This window comes from Roseateles oligotrophus, assembly GCF_025717515.1.
GTDB classification, from domain to species: Bacteria; Pseudomonadota; Gammaproteobacteria; order Burkholderiales; family Burkholderiaceae_C; genus Paucibacter_A; species Paucibacter_A oligotrophus.
In genome coordinates, this window is the sequence record NZ_JAJIRN010000009.1 from 43,021 (window position 1) to 66,073 (window position 23,053).

Genomic DNA, 23,053 nt, shown 5'->3' on the forward strand with positions numbered 1-23,053 from the left:
GGCGACTTAGTACAACCCGGCCGGCCGCCAAGCCGACCGGGTTTTTTTTGGACCAGTGTTTGGGCGCCACACAGAGGCGCAGGGAGTTCTATATGAAAGAATCTAAATTCTTCGGCGTGCAGCTCAATGTCAAGAGTTCGGCTAGGCGTGCGCTTTTGGGGGGTGTGGCCTGTGCGATGTTGACTTCAGTGGCTTGGGCACAAGGCAGTGGCGAGTCCGCTGCAAAGCGTAGTTATGTAGCAATCTCGCTACTCGGCGATGACGTCAAAGTCATTTTGCGAGAGAAGCAAACCGGCACCCGTCTGGACGCCAATGTCAAAGAGTCCTTTACCTTGGCGGGTGGTGTTTTCGATGCGGCCGCATTGGCCGCTATGGACCAAAGCGTGCGTCGCGCCGACCCAGGGGCCAAGGTGTTTGCTCTTAAGCTGTCTTCGGCCAAGGTACTGGGCGACCCGGCCGCGCTGATTGACGGTGATCGTCTGGTCGTGCCTGCCGCCCTCGCGCCTACGCTGGCTCAGTTGAATGCCAGCCACCTGCTGCTGCTGACGCCTCACCGTGCGGAGTCCAAAATTCGCACGCGCGAACAAGCATCTATCGGCTTGGGTTTTTTTGAGGGCTTGGGTTACTACCTGGACCGCGAGTCCGAGATGCGTTCGGACAGTGGCGACAACCAACGCAAAGGTTTTCTGGCCCCGTTTGTCTACTTCAAGGTCACGCTGGTGAATCTAGCGACCTTGAAAGTAGAAGGCCGGAAGTTCATCACCGAAGGGTATGCGACCATCGGAAAGAAAGGCAGCGAAGCCGTGGATGCTTGGGACATTTTGACTGCGCTCGAAAAAATGGAGTTGTTGCGCGACATGCTGAAGCAAGAGGCATCCGGCGCCGTCGATGCATTGATCAAGGGCTAGTCAAGGGGCGGCTTTTAGAATAGCGCTCCCGCACCTAGCCAATACCAATGTCCATACAGTCAATTCAGTCATCAAGCCCAACCTACACGGTCAGGGCCGGTGGTCTGCCCAAACTTTGCCAGATTCTCATCATCGGCGCCGGCCCCGCCGGCAGTGCGGCGGCCAAGGTCTTGGCACAAGCCGGTTTGGACGTATTGCTGATCGACCAGCAACCCCAAGGCCGTGACAAGATTTGCGGCGACGGCTTGATCCCCGATTCACATGCCGCCTTGGCTCGCTTGGGCCTGCTGGATCAAGTGATGGCGCGCGCCGAGCCGGTCGCCCATGTCGGCTGTATCGGCCCGCGCGGCGGGCGCGTCGATGTGCCCGGCCATCTGGCCGTGTTGCCACGCAAGATTTTGGACGACATCTTGTGCCAAGGCGCACAGGACGCCGGCGCGAAATTCTTGGCGCCGGCACGCTTCGAGGCGCCGCTGCTGGATGCCGGGCAACGCGTTATCGGCGCGACGCTGAAGGTTGGCGATGAGTTGCGGGAAGTCCGCGCCGACTGGGTCATCCTCGCCACCGGCGCCGTGCCCAAGGCGCTGACGGCCGCCGGCCTGTGTGAGCGCCATACGCCCAGCGGCGTGGCGTTAAGGGGTTATGTGCGCGCGCCATCGATGGTCGGGCGCATCAAGGCGATGGATGTGGTCTGGTCCAAGGCGGTGCGGCCCGGTTATGGCTGGATATTCCCGGCGCCCGACGGCTGCTTCAATATTGGCGTCGGCGTCACCGACAGCCATAAAGCGGTGGGCGGCAAGGGCGCCAAGAAAGAGTTGAACCTGCGCAAGATCTTCGATGCCTTCATCGAGCATTACCCGCCCGCCGCGCAACTGATGCGCGAAGGCGAGTTGCTGGGTGAGTTGAAGGGCGCGCCCTTGCGCTGCACCCTGAGCGGCGCCCAGTGGAGCCGCCCCGGAATGTTGGTCACCGGGGAGGCGGCCGGCAGCACTTATTCCTTCACCGGCGAAGGCATTGGCAAGGCGATGGAGACCGGCATCCTGGCCGCCGACGCCTTGCTGGCCGGCCGCGCCAAGGGCAGCAGCGACGAGCAGATTCGCGGCAGCTACGAACAAAGCCTGACGGCTCTGAAGCCCAAGTTCGATCTGTATGAGCGGGCGAATCAGGTCAACGCCCACCCCTGGTTGATCGACCTCTTGATTTGGCGCGCCAACAAGAGCGAGCGCTTGGTCAAGCGCATGAGCGGGGTCTTGAACGAGACCAGCAATCCGGGCAATCTGCTCAGCCTGAAGGGTTTCAAACGCTTGTTCTTCGAGGGCTGATGAACCATGTGCCAACTGCTCGGCATGAATGCCAATACGCCCACCGACGTGATGTTCAGCTTCACCGGGCTGGCGAATCGCGCCGACGAGCACAAGGACGGCTTCGGCATCGCCTTCTTCGAGGGACGCGGCCTGCGCCATTTTGTCGACCATCACAGCGCCCGCGTCTCGCCCTTGGCCGAGATGGTGAGGCGCTTTCCCGTCAAGAGCGATAACGTCATCGCCCATATCCGCAAGGCCACGCAGGGTCAGGTCGCGCTGGAAAACACCCACCCGTTTCAGCGCGAGTTGTGGGGCCGCTACTGGGTGTTTGCGCACAACGGCAACTTGAAAGAGTTCGAGCCGCGCCTGCATGCGGCCTTCAAGCCGGTCGGGCAGACCGACAGCGAGCGCGCTTTTTGCTGGCTGATGCAGGAGCTGGCCAAGGCGCATTGCGCCGTGCCCAGCATTGCCGAGCTGACCCACACCTTGGCCGAGCTGATGCCGCAGCTGAATGCTTTCGGCACCTTCAATATGCTCTTGTCTAACGGCCAGGCTTTATGGGCGCATGGCTCGACCCATCTGCATTATTTGCAGCGCCGCCATCCGTTCGGGCGGGTCAATTTGCAGGATGAAGACCTCAGCGTCGACTTCGCTGCGTTGACGACGCAAAACGACCGCGTCGCCATCATCGCCACCGAGCCGCTGACGCGTGATGAGCCCTGGGTTGCATTCCAGCCGGGCGAGCTGAAGGTCTTTGTCGGTGGTGAGTTGATGTCGGCCTAGCCGCCACTCAACCCGGCATTCGGCCATTCGCCGCATCGCGCGTCTGTGCCGGCGGCATTCGCCTAGACTGCCGGCCATGCGCTCCTCAATCCCCGCCTCCGCCGAATCCGACAAGCTCAAGCTGGACTGGACCCAATGGCTCTGCCCGGGCCCTAAGCGTGTTTTCACAGCTGAGGAAATGGCCCGCGCCGGCCAGCAGCCCTGGCCCAAGTCGATTGACTACTACGTCTACAGCAATGTGGTCGTGGTGCTGGCGATCAACTACAACGTGCTGGCGCTGGGCTTGCTTCATTGGGCGGCCTTTTACGGACTGGGGCTGAGTTACCTGGCTTTGTGGGTAGCCAAAGCCTTATGGCAGCAACCGACCCGCAAACGCTTGAATTTTTCCACCTTGGGCTGCGTGGTCACGCTGTTGGGCGTCATCCTGTTGCTGAAATTCCAGTACCGGCAAGTTGACCTTGATCTGGCGCGAACCGATCAAAAGGCGCTGATGCTACTGGTTGCCGCCGTGGGGATGCTGGCAACGATTTCCTGGTTTTTCCTGGTGCTGATTCGCTCGCAGCAAATCGCTGGCCGCCTGCGCGAACTGGACGAGCAGGCCCTTCACCTCAAACTGGCCCGCCGTCTCGCCACCGCGCAGATTCAGCCGCATTTTCTGTTCAACACCCTGGCCTCGGTCCAGCATTGGGTCGATACCCAGGACCCGAGAGCTGGCAGCACCCTGCGTTCGTTCACGGCCTATTTGCGCGCCACCTTGCCGATGTTCGAGCGCGAGAGCCTGAGCCTGCAGGAAGAGCTGCAAATCGTGCGCAGCTATCTGGAGGTGATGCAGGCGCGGCTGGGCACTCGGCTGCAATGGAGCGTCGACGTTGGTGCCGAGGTCGATGAGCAACTGCTTTTGCCGCCCGGCCTGCTTTTGACGCTGGTCGAGAACGCGATTGGCCACGGCATCGAGCCTTCGCTGCGTGGCGGTAGCATCGCGGTCGTGGTGACAAAAAGGTCGGGCGAGGGGCAGGTCTTGATCGAGGTGCGCGACGACGGCGCTGGCCTAGCCGCTGGCGCTCAAGAGGGCGTCGGCTTGACGAACTCGCGTGAGCGCCTGCGCCAGCAATATGGCGAGCGAGCGCGCTTGAGCATCGAGCCCTTGGCACCGGGGTGCCTGTCGCGGTTGGAAATTCAAACCTTGGAGGCAAAGCCGTGAGCAACATCATCAAGGCCCTGATTGCAGACGACGAAGAAGGCCCGCGCGAGCAGTTGCGCGCCGCGCTCGGGCGGCTATGGCCGGAGCTGGAGATCGTCGCCGCCAGCGAGAACGGTGTCGATGCCTGGGACGACTACCTTGAGCATGAGCCGGCCTTGTGCTTCCTGGACATTCGTATGCCGGGCTTGAGCGGCCTGGAAGTGGCTAAACGTATGAGCGAGCTGGCCGCGCCGCCGCAAGTCGTGTTCGTGACGGCCTATGGCGACCACGCGCTGTCGGCGTTCGAGGCCGGCGCGGTCGACTACTGTCTCAAGCCGGTCGAAGACGGGCGCTTGGCGCAGGCCTTGCAGCGGGTGCGGGCGCGGCTGAGCTCCACCGCAGCGCCCCAAGCGGCCGAACTTCACAAGCTGCTGCAGCAGTTGCTGCCTGCGCCCAAGCCGGCGATGCGACCGATACAGGCCTCGCTGGGCCGCGAGATCAAGCTGATCGCACCCGAGGAGGTGATTTATTTCGAGAGCGATAACCGTTACACAAGAGTCGTCTACCAGGGCGGCGAGGCGCTGATCCGCACGCCGCTCAAGGAGCTCTTGGCCGGGCTGGATGCTGAAGCGTTCTGGCAAGTGCACCGCAGCGTGCTGGTCAACAGCCGCTGCATCGCCAGCGCGGTGCGGGTGGATGAGAACTCGATGCATATCACCTTGAAGGGGCGGGATGAGAAGCTGCCGGTGTCGCGGCAGTTCCAGGGCTTGTTCAAGGGGCAGTAGGCACAAGATGTTCAATTTCATCCACCCCAAGCCCTTGCTGCCCGGCCGGGCCGTAGTCGTGCAGATGGTGCAGCAAAGCGCGCTGCGCGCCAGTCTGCCCAGTTGCTTGATTGCCAGGGCCGAGGGCGAGAAGCCAGCCGGCAAATCGCTACCGGGGCCGCTGCTCGGCCCGCAAGCAAAGTAGCGGTCTTTTTTTGCCCCTTGAACGGCTTGGCCATGCATCAGACTTGCTAGCATGGCGGCAGGCAGGCTTTATTGATCAATTGATTGATTGCGGCTGCCGGCTCCGTCTTGAAACTGGTCTCCTCGGGGGTCAAGAAAGCATGCGCGAACAGTCCTGCTTGCCAGCCCATGAATTGCTTGCGGCCCTGAACCTGGTTCGGTCCTGGGCTTTGCCCGCCTATGTGCTCGCTCTGGATGGGCGGGTGCTGTGCTGGAACAAGGCCGTGGTCGATTTGACCGGCGTGGCCGCCGGGCAAATCGAGGGCGGCGGCTCGACCGGTCGCGCCTTCGGTGAGCAACTGGAGCCCGCTTGGGTCGACGCCCGCTTGCTGCAATTGCATCTGAAGGGCGGTGCGGCGGCAGCGGAATCGACCCGGCATGAAGAGCGATGGCTGGTCTTGCCCGAGCGTCGAGCCGAGTTCTTCCTGGTGATCGATGACAGCGATATTCGCGCCGCAGACGGGAGCTTGCTGGCCTGGCTCATCGTCTTGCGCGACCTGACGGCGCATGCCAGGCCCGGTCTGCGCTTCAAGCGCATCTTCGAGTCCTCGCCCGATCCGGTCTGGATCATCGAGAACAATACCTTCGTCGACTGCAACAAGGCTGCCGTGGATATATTGGGTTATGCCAGCCGCGAGGCGCTGCTCAATACGCATCCCTCGCAGCTCTCGCCCAGCCATCAACCCGACGGTCTGGGCTCTTTTGAAAAAGCCGAGCAGATGATGGCGCAAGCCACCGCCCGCGGCTTGCACCGGTTCGAATGGGTGCACCGGCGTGCCGATGGCAGCCTGTTTGATGCCGAAGTCACCTTGTCGCGGATGGAAATCGGTGGCAGCCACGCCATGTATTGCAGCTGGCGCGACATCAGTGAGCGCAAGCTTGCCGAACAGACAGTCCGGCTCTACGCGACGGTGTTCCAGCACAGCAGCGAAGCCATTCTGATCACCGATGCCGGCAACCATATCGTCGCCGTCAACCCGGCCCTGCTGCGCCTGACGGGCTATGCAAGCGAAGAGCTGCTGGGCTGCAATCCCAAGGTGCTGGCCGCAGGCCAGACCGCGCCCGCGGTCTATATTGAACTGTGGTCTGCTTTGCAGGCGCACGGCTTTTGGCAGGGCGAGCTCTGGGATAGGCGCAAGGACGGCAGCGTCTATGCGAAATGGGCGGCCATCAGCGTTTGCAAGGATGCCTTGGGCAAGCCGCTGAGCTATATCGCCAGCTATACGGATATCAGTGAGCGCAAGGAGGCCGAGGCTCGCATGAGCTATTTGGCCCATCACGATGCGCTGACCGGGCTCTTGAACCGGCTCAGTCTGGAGAGTCGACTGGAGCAGGCCTTGGTGTCGGCGCGGCGCGATGCTCAGGACTTGGCCGTGGTGTTCATCGATATGGACCGATTCAAGAATATCAATGACACCCTTGGCCACCATACCGGAGATCAGGTCTTGATCGAGGTGGCGCGGCGCTTGAGTGAGGTGCTGCGCGAAAGCGATATCGTCGCGCGCCAGGGTGGGGACGAATTTGTCATCGTGCTGACGAGGCTGGAGAGCGGGCTCGACGCGCTGCTGGTGACGCAGAAATTGCAGCAGGCCTTGAGCCGGCCTTATGAGCTGGTCGGGCGGTTCTTGCACCTCACCCCCAGCATGGGCGTCAGCCTGTTCCCGACCGACGGTGAGGCGGGCGAGGTCTTGATGCGCCAGGCCGACACGGCCATGTATCACGCCAAGGAACTGGGGCGCAACAATATTCAATTTTTCACCGCCGATATGAGCCTGCGCGCCCAGCACCGTATGGAGGTGGAGCGGGATTTGCGCCTCGCTGTGTCGCTGGGTCAAATGGAATTGCATTACCAGCCGCAGTTTCGTGGCAGCGATGGGGCGCTGATGGGCATGGAGGCGCTGGTGCGTTGGCGCCATCCCGAGCGGGGGTTGATACCTCCGCTGATGTTCATTGGCTTGGCCGAAGAGACCGGTGTGATCGAGGAGCTCGGCGCTTGGGTGCTGGACGAAGCCTGTCGGCAACTGAGCCATTGGCGCGCGCTCGGACTTGGGCCGAGCAGGATGGCGGTCAATTTGTCGGTGCATCAATTGCGCAGTCCGGCTTTGCTTGAGCTGGTGCGTTCGAGCTTGTTGAAGCACCAGTTGCCGGCCGAGGCGCTGGAGCTGGAGATCACCGAGTCGGCGGCGATGGAGCAGCCGGAACAGGCCATCGCAAGACTGCGTGAATTGCGCGCGCTCGGGCTGGCGCTGACCCTGGATGATTTCGGCACCGGGCATTCTTCGCTGGCCTATCTGAAGACTTTGCCGGTGCAATGCCTGAAGCTGGACCGCAGTTTTGTGCGTGACATTGACAGCGGTGAGGGTGAAAAAGGCGCCGATGGCGGCCCCGGCAACGGTGCCGCCATCAGTGCGGCGACCTTGGCGCTGGCGCATACCTTGGGCTTGATTGTGGTGGCCGAAGGCGTTGAAACCGAGGCCCAGCGCGCATATCTGCTGCGCCATGGCTGCGATCTATTGCAAGGCTTTTTGCTCGGGCGCCCCGAAACCCCGGCGCATTGGGAGCGGCAATGGTGCGTCGCCGGCGCTTAGCCGGCCGGCTTTTGGCCTGCGCCAGCGCCGGGCTGGCAAGTCTTGACCCTGCGCCATGCCAAGCCATCGGCAGAACTATCCTGGGCCGCGTTGCTGTTTGTCAATCGAATCAATGTTTCCCGCCAAAACTGGCCGTGCGTCGGCGCAAAGCGCTCGTTCAGGGGTGAAAATGCGCCGACAAATTGTTGCTGGAAAAGCGCATGCTCAAGACCTTCTTCCGCAGCAATGCCCTGACTCTGCGGGTCACGCTGGGGGGCTTGGCCATCTTGTTGGCCGGTTTGTGGTCGCTCGCCTGGTTCGCCCATAGGCTGATCAATCAGGATGCGATGGCGGCCTTGAGTGCGCAGCAGCTGTCGACGGCCGCGATGATCGCGGCCAATATCGATGACGATTACCAGCTCCGCCAGAACGTGCTCGCCAAGATCGCGGGCACGATCGCGGCCGAGTTGCCCCAGGGCCCGGCGGCGGTCGTCGCATTCCTTGATCAGCGCACGATGCTGCATGACCTGTTCAGCGGTGGTGTGCTGGTGCTGGACGCCGAGGGCGCGGTGATCGGGGATTCCAAGCATGCCGATTGGGCCGGCCAAAACTTCTCGGCAATGGACGAAATCGGCAGGGCCATGCGCGACGGCCTGCCCGTGGTCGGCCGACCGATTGCCCGCCCGACGCAGGCCGCGACCGGCATTTCAATCACCCAGCCTATCCGCAATCAGACCGGTCGGGCGATAGGCGCCATCACGGGGATGTCGGACCTGTTTGCGGCCAACTTCCTGCGCTCGCTCAGCAGCCAGCAATATGGCAATTCCGGCGGTTACCAGTTGGTCGACCGCCGTCGGCACCAGTCAATCGCCTTGCCCAATGCCTCGCCCGCGCAGGCACGGCTGCCGGCGCCTAGCGTCAGCCCCGTGCTGGACCAATTCATCAGCGGTGTTGGCGGCAGCGGGATATTTGTCAATTCGGCCGGCGTTGAGGTGCTGGCTTCGGCCAAGCCGCTGGCCAACCCGAATTGGGTCGTCATCGCCTGGCTGCCGACCGAGGAAGCTTTTGCGCCTTTGCACCTGATGCAGCGGCGCATCGTGCGGGCCTCGATGCTGCTGTCGCTGCTGGCCTGCGGGATGATTCTGTGGCTGCTGCGGCGCCAATTGCGGCCGCTGCAGCAGGCGGTGGCTCAGCTTGACCGGACGGTCGCTGCCCCCGTCTCGCCGGCGCCGCTGCTGCTTGAGGGCGATGATGAGGTCGGGCGCGTCGCGGCGGCCTTCAACCGGCAACTCGCACTGCTCAGGCAAAAGGACGCCGATCTGCAGCGCAGTGAATTCCGCTGGCGCTTCGCCATCGAAGGCAGCGGCGCGGGGCTGTGGGATTGGGATTTGCGCAGCGGCCGGGTGTTTTTTTCGCCGCGTCTGCTCGAGATGCTGGGCCTGCCCGCCGAGCCGGCGGAGCGCGACGAGGCCGAATGGGAGGCGCTGCTGCACCCCGATGACTGGGCCAGCACCTCCGCGCATTTGCTCGACTACCAGCAGGGCCGTTGCCCGATCTACCTGGCCGAACAGCGCCTGCGTTGCGCGGACGGTAGCTACAAGCCTTGTTTCAATCGCGGCCTGGCGGCCGAACGTGACGGCAGCGGCCGGCCATTGCGCATGATTGGCACTTACTCCGACCTGAGCGAGCAAAAGGCGCATGAATCTCGGCTGCGCGATCTGCTGCGCTTCGAGGACTCGATTCTGCAGGTTGCGCCCTACGCCATCATTGCGGTCGGACCCGATGGGCTGATCAGTCACTTCAACGGTGGCGCCGAACAGATGCTCGGCTATCGCGCGGACGAGGTGATCGGCCAGCATGACCTGACCCTGCTGCACGACCCGCTGGAGCTGGCCGCCGCGGGCCAAGCGCAGGCCAGCGAAGTTGGGAGCGCCCCTCAGCGCGCCATCGAGCCCCTGGTCGCCGCAAGCCGCCAGGGCGGCGTGCACCAGCGCGAATGGACGCTGCGGCGCAAAGACGGCAGCCAACTTGCGGTGCTGGTGTCGTCGGTGCAACTGCGTGCCGATGACGGCCGCGAGGCCGGCTTCCTGGGCCTGGCCGTTGACATCACCCAGAGCAAAGCAGCGGCCCAGCAGCTGGAGCTGGCGCTGCAACGTGCCGAGGCCGCGACCCGGGCAAAGAGCAATTTCCTGGCGCATATGAGCCACGAGATTCGCACGCCGATGAATGCCATCCTGGGCTCGGCCAGCCTGCTTGAGCTGGACGGGTTGACGCCGGGCCAGCTGGGCCATCTGCAGGTGATGCGCCATTCGGGCCGCTTGCTGCTGGCGCTGCTGGACGATGTGCTGGACTTCTCCAAGATCGAGGCCGGCCATTTGCTGTTCGTGATGCAGCCGTTTGCGCCCTCGAAGCTGTTCGAAGATCTGGCCGGCGTGGTGGCGGTGATGGCCGCAGGCAAGGCGCTTGAAATCAATTTCGAGCTGGCCGATGACCTGCCGCCGCTGCTCGTCGGCGATGCCCGTCGGCTGGAGCAAATTCTCAACAACCTGCTCGGCAATGCCGTCAAATTCACCGCGCAAGGTGCGATTTCGCTGCGGGTGCAATGCCAGCAGCAGGTAGCCGGGCAAGTGCGCCTGCAGTTTGAGGTCATCGACACCGGCATAGGCATCGCCGCAGACCAGATCGAAGCTATTTTTGAGGCCTTCGAGCAGGCCGAGGGCGGCGCCACCACCCAGCGCTTTGGGGGCACCGGGCTGGGCCTGACGATTTGCCGGCAGTTGGTCGAGATGATGGGCGGCAGCATCGGCGTCGAAAGCGTTGAGGGCCAAGGCAGCCGCTTCCACTTCACGGCGCTGTTTGCGCTGCCGGTGGCCGATGCACAAGCGAGGTCGAGCGCTGCGGCGCCTGATATCGGCCGTTTGCAGGGGCGGCGCGTGTTGATGGTTGAGGACAACGCCTTCAACCGCGATGTGCTGGAGGCGATGCTGCACCGGTTCGGCATCGAGGTCGATGTCGCCGTCGACGGCCCCGATGGGCTCGAATGTTTCGAGGTCGGCTGCCCTTATGACGCGGTGCTGATGGACCTGCATATGCCGGGGCTTGATGGCTTCGAGTGCAGCCGCAGGATTCGCTTGTTGCCGATGGGCGAGGCGGTGCCCATCATTGCCATCACCGCCAATGTGCTGGCCGGCACCGCGCAGGACTGCCTGGCGGCGGGTATGAATGCGGTGCTCAACAAGCCGGTTGAGCCTCATTTGTTGAGCCAGACCTTGCTGGACTGGATGGCGAATGGGCCGGTCGGGCCGGGCGTGATCGAGGCCGATGAGGGTGAAGAGCAGGCCGAGGCGGCGCCGCCAGCGGCCGCGGATCGCTTGCCCGACGCCTTGCCGGGCATCGATGCGGAGCGGGCCTCGGTCTGGTCGAACGGCAGCGCCCGCATCTTGGCCGATATGCTGACGCGGGTGTTGGCCGACTGCGCGGGCGAACCGGCGCGCATCGCCCGCTGCATGGCCGCCGGCGACCCCAGCGGCGCGGCCCGCATCTGCCACGACCTCAGCGGCATGGCGGCGGCCGTCGGGGCCAGCAGTCTGTGTGCCGCGGCCCGCCAACTGCATGGGGAGCTGCGGGCCGGGCGCGTCGATAGCAGCTTGGCGCGCGGCGCGCTGGCGGATATCGAGGCGGAGTTCCCGCTGCTGCGCCTGAGCCAGCGTTTGCTGCAGCAGCAGGTGGAAGCGGCCTGAACGGCCCGGCCCCCTGCAAGGGTGCGGCCGGGCAGAGGGGGCCGGGGAGTCCCGGCTATACAAGTCACATCCTTTAGGCAGAATGGGCCGCTTGCTTTCACCCAACTGAGCTCTCATTTATGGCCGCATTACCGATCCCTCGTTTTGACGAGTTCTACCGTTACGAGCCGCTGACCGAGCTGCTGTTTGCCTATGCCCAGGCTTGCCCGAATCTGGTCTCGGTGCGCTCGATCGGCCGCAGCCATGAGGGCCGCGAAATCTGGGTCTTGGTGCTGACCAACACCGCCACCGGCGCCGATGTCGACAAGCCGGCCTTTTGGCTGGACGGCAATATCCATGCCGCCGAACTGACCGCCTCGACCACCTGCCTCTACTACCTGCACCACCTGATCACGGGCTATGGCAGCGACGCTCAAATCACGCATCTGCTCGACACCCGCGCCATCTATATGGTGCCGCGCCTGAACCCCGATGGTGCCGAGCTGGCGCTGTTGCCGAGGCCGCGCCATATCCGCTCCTCGACCCGCCCCTATCCCTATGACGAGCAGCCAGTCGATGGCCTGACGCCCGAAGACATCGACGGCGACGGCCGCATTCTGAGCATGCGCGTGCCCGACCCGCATGGCACTTATAAAAAACATGTCGACGAGCCGCGCCTGCTGGTGGCGCGCGAGCCGGGCGAGTTTGGCGGCGAGTATTACCGCCTGCTGCCCGAGGGCTTCATCAAGAACCATGACGGCCTGACCGTGACGGTCAACAAAGACCGCGAGGGGCTGGACCTGAACCGTAACTTCCCATCCGAGTGGCGGCAGGAATACAAGCAGGTCGGTGCCGGGCCGTTCCCGACCAGCGAGCCCGAGGTGCGGGCGATGGTGGAGTTCATCAGCACCCACCCGAATATCGGCGCGGCGATCAGCTATCACACCCACAGCGGCGTGATCCTGCGGCCGATGGGCGGGCATAGCGATGACGACATGATCCCCGAGGATTTATGGGCCTATAAGCGCTTCTCGGCCTTGGGTGAAAAGCACAGCGGCTACCCCGCGATCAGCATCTGGCACGACTTCAAATACCACCCCAAGGAAGTCATCACCGGCACGCAGGACTGGGTCTACGAACATCTGGGCGCGCTGTTCTGGGTGGTGGAGCTGTGGTCACCGAACAAAGAGGCCGGCATCGAGGGCTATAAATGGATCGACTGGTACCGCGACCACTCGGTCGAAGACGATTTGAAGCTGCTCAAGTGGAGCGACGAGCAATGTGGCGGCAAGGCTTACGTGGACTGGACCGCCTTTCATCACCCGCAGCTCGGTGCCGTCGAGATTGGCGGTTGGGACAAGATGAACTATTGGCGCAATCCGCCGCCCTGGCTGCGCGAGCGCGAGGCGGCCCGCTTCCCGGCCTGGATGAACCAGATCGCCTTGAGCCTGCCCAAGCTGGAGCTGCTGCGCACCGAGGTGCGTGCGCTGGGCCCCGACACCTGGCGCATCCGCATGGCGGTGGCCAATAGCGGCTATCTGCCGGCCTATGTGACCAAGCGGGCGCTGGAGCGAAAGGTGGTGCGCGGCGTGATGTTCGAGATTCACATGCCTGCGCTTGATCCGACCGTGAGCCTGGTCAGCGGCAAGGAGCGCATGGAAGGTCCGCAGCTCGAAGGCCACGGCCCCAAGTCCTCGCAGCAAGCCTTTCTGCCCAGCCGCGAGCTGACCGCCGACCGGGCGGTCGGCGAATGGGTGGTGCGCGCACCCAAGGGCACGCGGCTGGCGTTGACGGCCAGCGCGGAGCGGGCGGGGACGGTGAGGACGGAGGTCAGCTTGGATTGAAGCAAGCCCCCCGCTTCACGCAGCCTGCGGCTTCAGTCCCGTTTCAAAGCAAACCCTGCTCATCCAGCCAGGCTTGCATGGTCTCCGGCAACTCCTCACGCGCTTCTTCGGAGGGCCACGGCGCACCGGCGGCCAACAGCGCTTGCAGCGCGCCCAGGTAGTCGCCGCCGGCTTGAGGCAGATGCACGGCGGCATGCTGCAGGCTGCCCATCACATCGCCGCCAAAGCCGTTGCGCTCTTCCCAGCTGGCGCCGTGAGCTAGCAACAGCCGCACCAGGGTCGCGTCGCCGTTGAAGGCCGCTTGGTTGAGCGCACTGGCTTGCCAGTCGCCCTGCACCGCGACCGGCCAGCCTAGCGACAGCATCAAGGCTACCGAGGCCTTTGCTCGGCGCTGCGCCTGGTCGGGCAGCAGGCGCAGCGCTTGCGCGTCCAACTGCGTCATGAGCTCGGGCTGTTCATTCACCAAGGCTAGGGCAGTGGGCTCATCGGCTGCCGCACAGGCGGCCAGGAAGCGCTCCCTTGCCGAGGGCAACTCGGGCCATGCGCCCTGCGCCGCCAACAGTTCTAGAGCTTCAAGTTCACCCAGCAGCGCCGCCAAGGTGGCCGGGTTGCGGCCCTCGGCATCGCGTGCCGAAAGATCGGCGCCCTGCGCGATCAGCTGGCTCAGGCAGGCCGCCCGGCGGCCTCGGCGCAGCGCATGGTGCAGGGCCGTGGCACCCTCGGGGCCGGCTTCATTGACATCGGCGCCCAGGCTGAGTGCCAGCGCGAGGCCGGCGGGGTCCTCAAAGTCGAGCAGGCGCAATAACGCGTTAGTGCCCTGCCAGCGCGCACCGTGGGCGATCAGCTGACGGATCTGCAACGCGGCTCGGCTGCGGTCGGCGTCTTCGCAGGCGTGGTACAGCGACTCGCCGTCATTGGGGTTTGCGCCGGCAGCCAGCAGTGCGGCGGCGAGCTCCGGGCTTTGCGCCTGGGCGATGGCGCCGTAGAGCAGTGGCAGCCCTGGCGGCTCGGTCGCACCTGGCGCGGGTTCCTGGTCAGGGTCGGGCATGCGCAGCGCATCGAGATCGCTACCACCTTGAGCACAGTCCTCGAGCAGGGCTCGGGCGCTGCGCATCAAGCCGCCCGCCCAGGGCTCGCCGAGCCGATGCAGGCTGGAGAAGCACACGTACGCCAAGGCCGGCGCATCGAACGGTGGCAGTCGCTGGCCCGCAGCGGGCACCGCTTCCAGCGTCTCCAGTTCACCCCGAACCAAGGCCAGCGCCGCGCGCAGGCCCGGCGGGCACGGGCCACGCAAACGCTGCATCAGCGCCAAGGCGCGCTCCGGCTGCGGGCTGTCCCAGCCCCGGCCCAGCGCCAAAGCCAGGCTGCGCGTGACCAGCGCTGCGTTGTCGAGCTGGCGCGCTTCCTGCTGCGCCATGACGGCGCGGTGCAGAGCGGGCCAGCTGGGGAAGCCCAGTTCGCGCGCTATCACCAACTGGGCCAGGCTGAGGCTGGGCGGCGCGGCCGCATCGCCCTGGCGGTAGGGCGCGGCGCGTTCCAGGCTGGGGCTGTCATCACCGGCGCGCCAGGCGCGCAGCAGTTCACGCGCCTGGCGCTTGAGTTGCTGCAGATCGGCGTGATTTGGAAGTGCGGGGAGAGCGGAAAGATCGGGCTGCGCTGCAGCCCCGTGATGGTTCGTCTTCAAGGGAAACCTCCATGCGTGTAAAGCCTGTGATCCGCGCGATCAGGCCGCACAAAGGCAAAACAGTGGGAAGTGATGCTTGAGCGGACGCGGTCTTGATGAACTCGCGTCCGTCCGGGTGGGCTCAGCCCTGCCTGCGGATCCAGCAGCGCCCCGGCTGGCGCTGGCGCATAGTGTGCCATAACTGATACACAGTGCGGGGCGCTGCCGCAGCTGAAATTGCTGCGGCCCTGGCCCCATCACTCCACGATGGTGCTGGTCGTCTCGGTGCGGTTGTTGCCCAAATCGGTATCGATTTCGGCCGCAGAGACCCGCGCGCTGATGGTGTAAAGCCCCAGTGCCAGCGGTGCTTGCACGTCGACCAAAAAGGCCCGGCGCTCGCCCACGTCGATCTGTTCGGTGCGACAGACCACGGTGTTGAGGCTGCTGCTGCAGCCGCTCCAGCCCACCTGGCCCAGCACGCTCCAGCCCGGTGGCAGCTTGAATTCGGTCCGAACATCAGTGGCGCGCCCAAAACCCTGGTTCAACAGGTTGACGCTGTAGGTCAGCGTGCCCGCCGGCTTGACGGTGGGGGTGGCCACCAGTTCCACCGACAGATCGGTGCTGGCCGACCTTGAAGGGCCTTCTTTCAGGTCCAGCGTCAATGCCAACGTTTTGAACTCATTGACCACAGGCGTACCCTGGAAGCGAATGGCCCGGCGGCCGTCAGCATCGACCGTGATGTTGCCCCGCAGGGCAGAGGCTGTGGAAGAAAACAAGAAGCCGTGCCCGAATTTCTCGTCGATGGCGGTGTTTTTCTCCTGCTCAAAAAATGGGCTGGTGCAAGCCAGGCTTCGCTCGGTCGCGAACGTGCGTTCAACCTTGCTGCCGACCGCAAACAGCTGAACGTTGAACGGCGCCAAACGCCAGACACCGGCCACCCGATCGATTTCCAAAGTGCCATGGCCGCTGGACGTTCCCGTGCCCGACGCCTTTACCGCTGTTTCGGTGTTCTTCACGAAGGCGCAGCCATTGCTGGCCTTGACCGGCTCCCGCACCAAGGACACCATGTCATGGGCCGCGCTGGTGCTCAAAGCGGCGGCCTGCAGGACGGAAGAATCACCCAGCTCAACCTCACCGTCGACGAAGTAACGGAAGCTGCCGCCGATCTTGTTGCTAAGCGCTGGCGCGCCGGCGGCCACCGGGAGGGGGCTGGCCATTGTTTCCGTGACCGTCATGCGCCCACGGAAGACTTCGGGCAACTGCTGCGCCTTGGCCAATTCCAGGCTCACAGGCAGGGGCAGCACCGTATCGACGAAGGCGGCAAAGCTGCGCCCGGAGGCGCCGGCCGTGCCCTGCGCCACCCAGGTCAATTCGAACGCGGTCTGATCGGCAGCGGCGTCCATGCTGGCCACCTCAAGCGGCAGCATGCCTTCGCGGATGAAGTAGATGATCACCCGGCGCACGTTGTAGCCCAGCCCTGGGAAGCGAGCGGTCTTGGGGTCCAGCTTGACCTGAAAGCTGAGGGTCTTGCCGTCGATGAATTCACCGTCCTTGGCGGCGTTGGCCCCGCTCATGCTTGCCGTGCCTTTGGGGGAATCGCCCAGGGGCAGGCTCAGTTGCACTTTCAACAGGGTGACCTTGAAAATGCCCAGCTTCTGCAACAGTGCCCGCAGCGCCGTCTCACCTTTGTTCAAAGAACCGACCGAGCCTTCCACCAACAGGTGCAGTTTGTAGTCGGAGCGGTAGTCAGGCAAGCCGGGATCGACCGCCGCCAACTGCGTTGCGGCGGGCGCCAGATTGGCCTCGAACTTGGGGCCGGCACGAACCCCCACGGCGTCAATGCGCAGTTCGCTGACCAAGGTCATGCCGACGCGCAACTTGGCAAATCCATAGCCATAGACCGAGAACTCACTGCGCGCTTCGGCCAAGGCCTGGCCCGGCGTGATGAAGCGTGTGGTGCTGGAGGCTTCGGGCTTCCAGTCGCTGACCATCCGGCAAGTTCCGAGGCTGCAGTCCAAGCCTGCCTCCAAGCGACCCTTGGCATCGACGGTGAACTCGGCCCCCAGCAAGGGGATGCGCACCGAGCCTTCGGTCTCGAAGCCCATGCCGGCCTGTAACTCACCCGCGACCAAGAGCCCGAAGACGCCCGGCATCGGCACCAGGCGCTGCAACAGCGTCTTCTCACAAGTCAGGTTCACCAAGCCGGCCACATTGACCTGGAGATTGGTCTTCATCTTGAAGCTGGCCTCGGCTTGCAAGAGCAACTTCCTCAGGCCGGTGCTGCGTTCATAGTCCAGCACATAGCGGGGCACGAACTTGATGTTGAACGAGACGGGTTGCGGCATCGAAATGGGCAATTCGGAGCCCACCAGTTCGCAAGCGAACGGGCCCAAGTTGAACTTCCTCAGCGACAGGGCTTTTCTGCGCTCGTCCATGCCACTGCCCGAGCCGGTGGCCCCGGGTTTTGGGGTGAAGATGTACTCACCGTCCTGCAGGCGCACGTCGTACATTGCTTGCAAGTCTGCCGGCACTTGCAGGGGCAGCCCGGCCAGGTCAACCGTCTCCTGCAAGCGCCCCGACTGCAGCAGGCGGTCCAATCCCACCGTCTTCAGGCGCACGCGCACATTGCCGTTTTCCTGGCTGGCTGCGAGCACTTCACCGCCAATGGACTTGCCCTCGCGCCCCAGCAGCAGGCTGCCCACCGCAGGCAGCGGCAATCCGCTCAACACCACCTCATAGGCCTTGTCGTTATCCGGTTCAGCGCCCGCCTCCACGGCCACGGGGTCGGCCATCACTTGCGCGTCGGTCAGCAGCGTCACGCCCGCAGCCGCTTGCGCCACCGCCACCACCACGGGCGCCGATCGAACCCCGTCGACCACGGCAAACACTTGGCCAGACCCGGCGGCCACTGCTGCCCGAACCGTGCCATTGGCCCCTACCTCCACTTCTGCCGGCTTTGAGCTCTGCCAAGTCACTGTTTGGCTGACCAGCCGACCCTCGCTGTCGAAGGCCCGAGCTTGCAAGGACTGCTGTTGCCCCAGCCCGGTGAGCAGCAGCGCCGCCGGCTCGACTTCCACCCGCACCGCCGGCCCGCTGGGCGGCGGCTGGCTTGGCGGCCCGCTGTTGGCGGCACCGCCACCCTCACTGCCGCCTCCGCCGCAAGCCGACAGGGCAAGTGCAAACAAACAAAACAAGAACAGGCGCGGCTTGAGTTTCATGACTATCCGAGAGGATTTGGCGGCCGTGGCTACGGGGCAAAGGGCTGAGTCGGCTTCAGTGTTGGCGACCTTTGCGCCCGTGATGCGTCTTGAGGCCCGCCAGTAAAATCAGGCCACCCATCAGTAGGGCCCAACTGCCCGGCTCGGGCACGGCCGTCGTCACGCGCAGCGTCAGGCTGTTGGCGTCGTACTCGGTGGTGAAGCCGTAGCCGCCGGCATGCGTCAGGTCCAGGCTGGCGAACTGGCTGTTGTTCAGGCGCTGGTTCCAGGTCATCACGGTGAAGCTGTCGCCCACATTGAAGTGCGCGCCGTCCAGCAGGTTCACGGCCAGGGTGCCGGTCAGTGAGGCCGCACCGCTGACGGTGAGCACATCAAAGCCGCCGGCCGCCGTGCTGCCCAGGTCGACCAGAAAGATGCCGCTGGTTTGCTGCGTCAGGCCGCCCACCAGGCTCAGCGTGCCGGCGTCATTCAGGCCGCCGGCCGCCAAGATGCCGGTGTTGCTCAGGCTGAAAAAATTGCCGACCGTGCGCACCGTGCCGTCGCCGGCCAGGGTGCCTGCGTTGGCAAAGTCCACGACGCTGCTGGCCAATTCGGCGCCGGCCGCCACGTTCAGCTGGCCCTGGTTGTTGAAGGCCTGGCTGATGCGCAGCGTGCCGGCGTTGACCTTGATGGTGCCGGTGTTGTTCAACACCAGGCCGTTGCCGATGTCGGTGACGAAGGCCGAGGTCTTGGTGAAGCTGCCGACGTTGTCGAAACGGCTTAGCGCGCCGCCGGCGAAGTTGCCGAGGTGGGCGTTGCCGTTCGCCGCCTCGACCCAGCTGCCTAGGTTGACCAAGCGCGCTCCGCCACCGGTGTTGAGGCTGCCGGTGCCCGTCTGTGTGGTGCCGCCGGCCAGCTCCAGCGTGTGCCCGCCGGTCAGGCCGCGGCCGTTGCTGCCCGACAGCGTGACGGCGCCTTCCATCCGCGTGTTGCCACTGCCGGTCAGGGTGGCGATGATCCAGTCAGTGTTGCCGCTCAGCACGAGCCGGCCGGTGTTGTTGACCGTGCTGCTGTTGAGTGTTGTCAGCCCGCCTTGCACGGTGGCGCTGTCGGTCACCAGCACCGTGGCGCCATTCAGGGTCACCGTGCCCGCGTTCTGAACCGTGCCCTTGAGTGCGATGCTGCCGTTGGCCAGGTCGAGCATGGCGCCACTGGCGATCTGGATCTGCCCGGCCGTGAGGCTGGCGTCGCCGCTGATGCGCAAGGTGCCGGCCTTGATGTTGATCGTGCCGGTGTTGTTCAGCGGCAGGCCGATGCCGATCTCGGTGACGAAGGCCGAGGTCTTGGTGAAGCTGCCGACGTTGTCAAACCGACCGGTGGCCCCTCCATTGAAGTTGCCGATGCCCACATTGCCTGGGGCCTCGTCCAGCCAGGTGCCGAGATTGCGCACTACCGCGCCCTGACCAATGCTGAAGCCGCCCGTTCCGACCTGTCTGGTGGTACCCATCAGTTCCACGGTTTGCCCACCGAGCACGCCACGGCTGCGGTCGCCGATCAGCATGACAGTGCCGTCCATGCGGGTGCTGCCGCTGCCGCGCAAGGTCGACTCATGCCAGTCGACGCTGCCGGCGATGCGCAAGGCGCTGTCGTTGTTGACGATGCTTTTCACTCGCGTCAGGCCGCTGCCCTGCACGAGCAGGTCGCCGGCGATGGCGAGCACGCCGCCGTCCAGGCTCAGCGTGCCTTCGTTCAACACGCTGCCGCCCAGCGTGGCGTCATTGCTCACCAGGCTGAGCTCAGCGCCCGCAGCAATGTCGAGATGCCCGGTGGATCTGCTGTCGGCGCCGCTGATCCGCAGCAGGCCACTTTCGACCTTGACCGTGCCGGTGTTATGCAGATTCAGGCCGTTGCCGATCTCGGTGGTGAAGGCCGAGGCCTTGATGTAGGTGCCCTGGTTGAGGAAGACACCGTTCGCGCCGCCGTTGAAGTTGCCGAAGTTGACGTTGGCGCTGGCCTGGTCCAACCAAGTGCCCTCGTTCACCAGGCGTGAGCCTTGGCCGATGGAGAGGCCGCGCCGGCCGGTGAAGGTCGTGGTGCCGGCCATCTCCAGCGTGTGCTTGTCGAGCAGGGTCGGCGTGCCATCAAAGTTGGGGCCCGCGACGGCAAGGCTGCCTTCCACGCGGGTGACGCCGCCGCTGCCGCGCAAGAGGGTGCCGACCCAACTGCTGGCGCCGCTGGCCACCAAGCGGCCTTGGTTGCTCAGTTCGCCCTGCAGCAGCGCCAGGCCGCCGACGCGGCCGGTGCTGGTGCCGCTCAGGATCAGGTGGCTGCCGGTGTCCAGGTGCAGCGTGCCGGTGCCGGTGACATCGCCCACCGCCTGGGTCGTGCGGATGTGCGTGTCGGCGCTGCCCAGCAGCACCGTGTCGCCCGCTTGCGGCCGGCCATCAATGCCGTCGTTCCAGTTTTGTGTCACGTCCCAGAATCCGCCGCTGGCCGGGCCGGTCCAGTTGAACGGCACGGCCGTGACGGTCACGTCCAGGCCGGTGGCGCCGTAGGCCGTGGCAAAGCGGTAGCCCGATGCCTGGGAGAAGTCCAGGCTGGCGAACTCGCTGCCGGCGCTGCGCTGGCCCCAGCTCACGACGGTGAAGCTGCTGCCTCGCTGCAGGCGCTGGCCGCTGAGCACGGAGAAATTCAAGGTGCCGCCCAAGTCCGCATTGCCACTGATCGCCAGAACGTCGGCGCTGCTGCGGCCCAGTTCGACCTGCAAGCTGCCACTGGTCGCCAAGTTGCCCAGCAGCTGCAACTGGCCGATTTGGCCTACCCCGCCGGGGGCCAAGATGCCGGTGTTGGAGAGGGTGTCCAAAGCGCGCACGGTGCCCGAGCCGGCCAGGGTGCCGGCGTTGTTGAAGCTGGCGTTGTTGACCTGCAGTTCGGCGCCGCTGGCGATGGACAAATGGCCACGGCTGTCATGGCTGAAGGGCGAATTGATCAGCAGGGTGCCCGCATTGAGCAGTGTGGTGCCGGGCAGACTCAGTGTGTGGACGGCGTCGACAGTCTTGACAGTCTGGCCGTCCAAGGTGAGTCGGTCCACAACGGTAACGCCCCTAGCCATCAGGCGTCCCCCGTTCCATTGCATCACTTGGACCCGTGCCACGGCGTTGAAGATGCCGAGAACCGAATCATCATTCATGGTCAGCGCTGCGAAGGTGCTTCCTGCGCTCAGGTTCAGCGCGCCACCATCCAACACCGTCTGACCGCTGACCCAATTCAGAGAGCTTGATGCGTTGACTGTGCCCCCGCTGATGGTGACGGTTCCGGCGTTGTTGACTTGGTTGCGCAAGTTGAAGACGCCCGTGCCGCCAAATTCAAGTGTCGCGCCGGGTCTGACAAGGATCTGCCCACTGAAGCTGCCGCCGCCGCCGCCGGCAATGCGCAAGGTGCCGGCATTCACATTCACCGTGCCGGTGTTGTTGAACACCAGGCCATTGCCACCCAGAGTGGTGATGAAGGCGGAGTCTTTGTTGAAGATGCCTGAGTTGTCAAAGCTGCTGCCGCCGCCGATGCCGTCGATCAGGTTGTTGCCCGTCGCCTGCTCCGACCAAGTCCCCAAGTTCTCAACTCGCCCCCCAATCGCCACACGCCCCGTGCCCGTCTGCTGGGTGCTGCCGGCCGCGACCAGATTGGACAGGTTGAGGAATTTGCTGTCGCTGCCCGAAATCCGCAGCTCTCCGGTCGAACGCGTCGTGCCGGAGCCGTTCAAAAAGCCGCCGGTCAAATCCAAGTTGCCGGTCACGAGCAGGGGCGCAGATGAGGTGATGGTGCCGAAGCGATTCAGGCTCAAATTGACGAAGCTGCTGGCCGCACCGAGGCTCAGCTCGCCCGCATTCACGGCGATGTTTCCGGCCAGCTGCAGCCCTTGCGCAGCGCCGACATTGCCGTCGATCGTCACGCTGCCGGCATTGGTGAAGGCTGGGCCCAGGGCGAAGGCGGGGCCGTTGCCAAAGGCCAAGGTGGCGCCTTCGGCCACCTGGATGCTGCCGGTGCTGCTGCCGCCGCCGAGGAGGCGCAGGGTGCCGCCGTTCACATCCACTCGGCCGCTGTTGTTGAACGCAACACCGTCAATGAATGTGGTCGTGAAACCGGCTGACTTGATGAAGCTGCCCTGGTTGTCGAAGTGATTGGTCGGGCCTGTGCTGGACTGCAAGGATCCGAAATCGATGTTGCCTGACGCCTGATCTGTCCAGGTGGCTTGGTTGACGATGCGGCTGCCGCCGCTGATGTCCTGGCCATGGTTGCCGCCTTGCACGGTGTTGCCCGCCAGGGTCAGCGTGTGTCCGCCGCTGAGGCTACGCCGCTCAAATAGGCCGCTCCCCAATTGGGATGGCCCCAGCACGAGCGTGCTGCCGGCGCCTGACAAAACGCCTTCCTCCCACAGGAAGCGCCCGCTGATCCGTGTGCTGCCTTGGCTGTTGAAACTGCCCAGCTCCAGTTCCAAGCTGCCGAGCTCTGCCGGGCCACTCAGCGTCAAGCTTGCGCTGGCTTGGTTGATACGCACTCTGCCGGTACCGATCAAACTGGCTGCTGCCTGCGGCCCTTCGATGGAGACGCTGCTCGACCCAAGGAGCACGTCGTCAAATGACGTGGGCAGGGCATTCCCGCTCCAGTTGGATGGCAGATTCCACCTCCCTTCGGAGCCGCCGACCCAGGTGACCGTGGCGGCGGACACCGAAGCGGCGCCGAACAGGGGCAGCAAGGCCAGGGTGAGACGTGTCAGGGTGGGCTTCATGGCAAAAAATCTTTCGGGTCAATGTGGCGTGCGGGTGACGGGCCAGCGGTTCGAAACAAATACTTCAGCGACGGGCTAACATCGAGTCCGGTCGG

Annotated in this window: 12 protein-coding genes; 9 read left to right on the forward strand and 3 right to left on the reverse strand. The window is 64.5% G+C overall.

Features of this window, described 5'->3' with window-relative positions; translation table 11 throughout:
* Nucleotides 1–92 precede the first annotated feature (92 nt).
* The 9 genes from LNV07_RS19540 to LNV07_RS19580 all read left to right on the forward strand — a co-directional run bounded on the left by LNV07_RS19540 (nt 93) and on the right by LNV07_RS19580 (nt 13,312).
* Nucleotides 93–908 carry a PI-PLC domain-containing protein gene (locus LNV07_RS19540; RefSeq protein ID WP_263572859.1) on the forward strand — a complete coding sequence of 272 codons (816 nt, stop codon included), beginning with the start codon at nt 93–95 and terminating at the stop codon, nt 906–908.
* Nucleotides 909–955: 47 nt separating this feature from the next.
* On the forward strand, nt 956–2,230 hold the full coding sequence (locus LNV07_RS19545; protein WP_263572860.1) for an NAD(P)/FAD-dependent oxidoreductase: 1,275 nt from the start codon (nt 956–958) through the stop codon (nt 2,228–2,230).
* Nucleotides 2,231–2,236: 6 nt separating this feature from the next.
* On the forward strand, nt 2,237–2,995 hold the full coding sequence (locus LNV07_RS19550; protein WP_263572861.1) for a class II glutamine amidotransferase: 759 nt from the start codon (nt 2,237–2,239) through the stop codon (nt 2,993–2,995).
* 76 nt (nt 2,996–3,071) lie between these two features.
* Complete coding sequence (locus tag LNV07_RS19555) at nt 3,072–4,196, forward strand: sensor histidine kinase (protein WP_263572862.1); 1,125 nt, start codon at nt 3,072–3,074, stop codon at nt 4,194–4,196.
* Nucleotides 4,193–4,960, forward strand: a complete 768-nt coding sequence (locus tag LNV07_RS19560; RefSeq protein WP_263572863.1) for a LytR/AlgR family response regulator transcription factor — start codon at nt 4,193–4,195, stop codon at nt 4,958–4,960. The genes LNV07_RS19555 and LNV07_RS19560 overlap by 4 nt, the downstream gene beginning before the upstream one ends.
* Before the next feature lie 7 nt (nt 4,961–4,967).
* Complete coding sequence (locus LNV07_RS19565) at nt 4,968–5,144, forward strand: hypothetical protein (RefSeq protein ID WP_263572864.1); 177 nt, start codon at nt 4,968–4,970, stop codon at nt 5,142–5,144.
* Nucleotides 5,145–5,283: 139 nt separating this feature from the next.
* The gene (locus LNV07_RS19570) at nt 5,284–7,770 is read left to right on the forward strand and encodes a sensor domain-containing protein (RefSeq protein WP_263572865.1); all 2,487 of its coding nucleotides are present in this window, start codon (nt 5,284–5,286) and stop codon (nt 7,768–7,770) included.
* Nucleotides 7,771–7,970: 200 nt separating this feature from the next.
* Entirely contained in the window at nt 7,971–11,489 is a 3,519-nt protein-coding gene (locus LNV07_RS19575; RefSeq protein WP_263572866.1) for an ATP-binding protein, read from the forward strand.
* A 119-nt stretch (nt 11,490–11,608) separates the two neighbouring features.
* Nucleotides 11,609–13,312 carry a M14 family metallopeptidase gene (locus tag LNV07_RS19580; protein ID WP_263572867.1) on the forward strand — a complete coding sequence of 568 codons (1,704 nt, stop codon included), beginning with the start codon at nt 11,609–11,611 and terminating at the stop codon, nt 13,310–13,312.
* Nucleotides 13,313–13,355: 43 nt separating this feature from the next.
* On the opposite strand, the gene LNV07_RS19585 is transcribed toward LNV07_RS19580, so the two are convergent.
* The 3 genes from LNV07_RS19585 to LNV07_RS19595 form a co-directional block, all read right to left on the reverse strand.
* On the reverse strand, nt 13,356–14,996 hold the full coding sequence (locus LNV07_RS19585; RefSeq protein ID WP_263572868.1) for an ankyrin repeat domain-containing protein: 1,641 nt from the start codon (nt 14,994–14,996) through the stop codon (nt 13,356–13,358).
* A 236-nt stretch (nt 14,997–15,232) separates the two neighbouring features.
* Nucleotides 15,233–18,193 carry a DUF11 domain-containing protein gene (locus LNV07_RS19590; protein WP_263572869.1) on the reverse strand — a complete coding sequence of 987 codons (2,961 nt, stop codon included), beginning with the start codon at nt 18,191–18,193 and terminating at the stop codon, nt 15,233–15,235.
* 55 nt (nt 18,194–18,248) lie between these two features.
* Nucleotides 18,249–22,958, reverse strand: a complete 4,710-nt coding sequence (locus LNV07_RS19595; RefSeq protein WP_263572870.1) for a beta strand repeat-containing protein — start codon at nt 22,956–22,958, stop codon at nt 18,249–18,251.
* Nucleotides 22,959–23,053 lie beyond the last annotated feature (95 nt).

Bases quoted from the DNA above. Each gene is read 5' to 3' on its own strand.
- LNV07_RS19540 (WP_263572859.1), top strand. From the start codon at position 93: ATGAAAGAATCTAAATTCTTCGGCGTGCAGCTCAATGTCAAGAGTTCG.
- LNV07_RS19545 (WP_263572860.1), top strand. From the start codon at position 956: ATGTCCATACAGTCAATTCAGTCATCAAGCCCAACCTACACGGTCAGG.
- LNV07_RS19550 (WP_263572861.1), top strand. From the start codon at position 2,237: ATGTGCCAACTGCTCGGCATGAATGCCAATACGCCCACCGACGTGATG.
- LNV07_RS19555 (WP_263572862.1), top strand. From the start codon at position 3,072: ATGCGCTCCTCAATCCCCGCCTCCGCCGAATCCGACAAGCTCAAGCTG.
- LNV07_RS19565 (WP_263572864.1), top strand. From the start codon at position 4,968: ATGTTCAATTTCATCCACCCCAAGCCCTTGCTGCCCGGCCGGGCCGTA.
- LNV07_RS19570 (WP_263572865.1), top strand. From the start codon at position 5,284: ATGCGCGAACAGTCCTGCTTGCCAGCCCATGAATTGCTTGCGGCCCTG.
- LNV07_RS19575 (WP_263572866.1), top strand. From the start codon at position 7,971: ATGCTCAAGACCTTCTTCCGCAGCAATGCCCTGACTCTGCGGGTCACG.
- LNV07_RS19580 (WP_263572867.1), top strand. From the start codon at position 11,609: ATGGCCGCATTACCGATCCCTCGTTTTGACGAGTTCTACCGTTACGAG.
- LNV07_RS19590 (WP_263572869.1), bottom strand. From the start codon at position 18,193: ATGAAACTCAAGCCGCGCCTGTTCTTGTTTTGTTTGTTTGCACTTGCC.
- LNV07_RS19595 (WP_263572870.1), bottom strand. From the start codon at position 22,958: ATGAAGCCCACCCTGACACGTCTCACCCTGGCCTTGCTGCCCCTGTTC.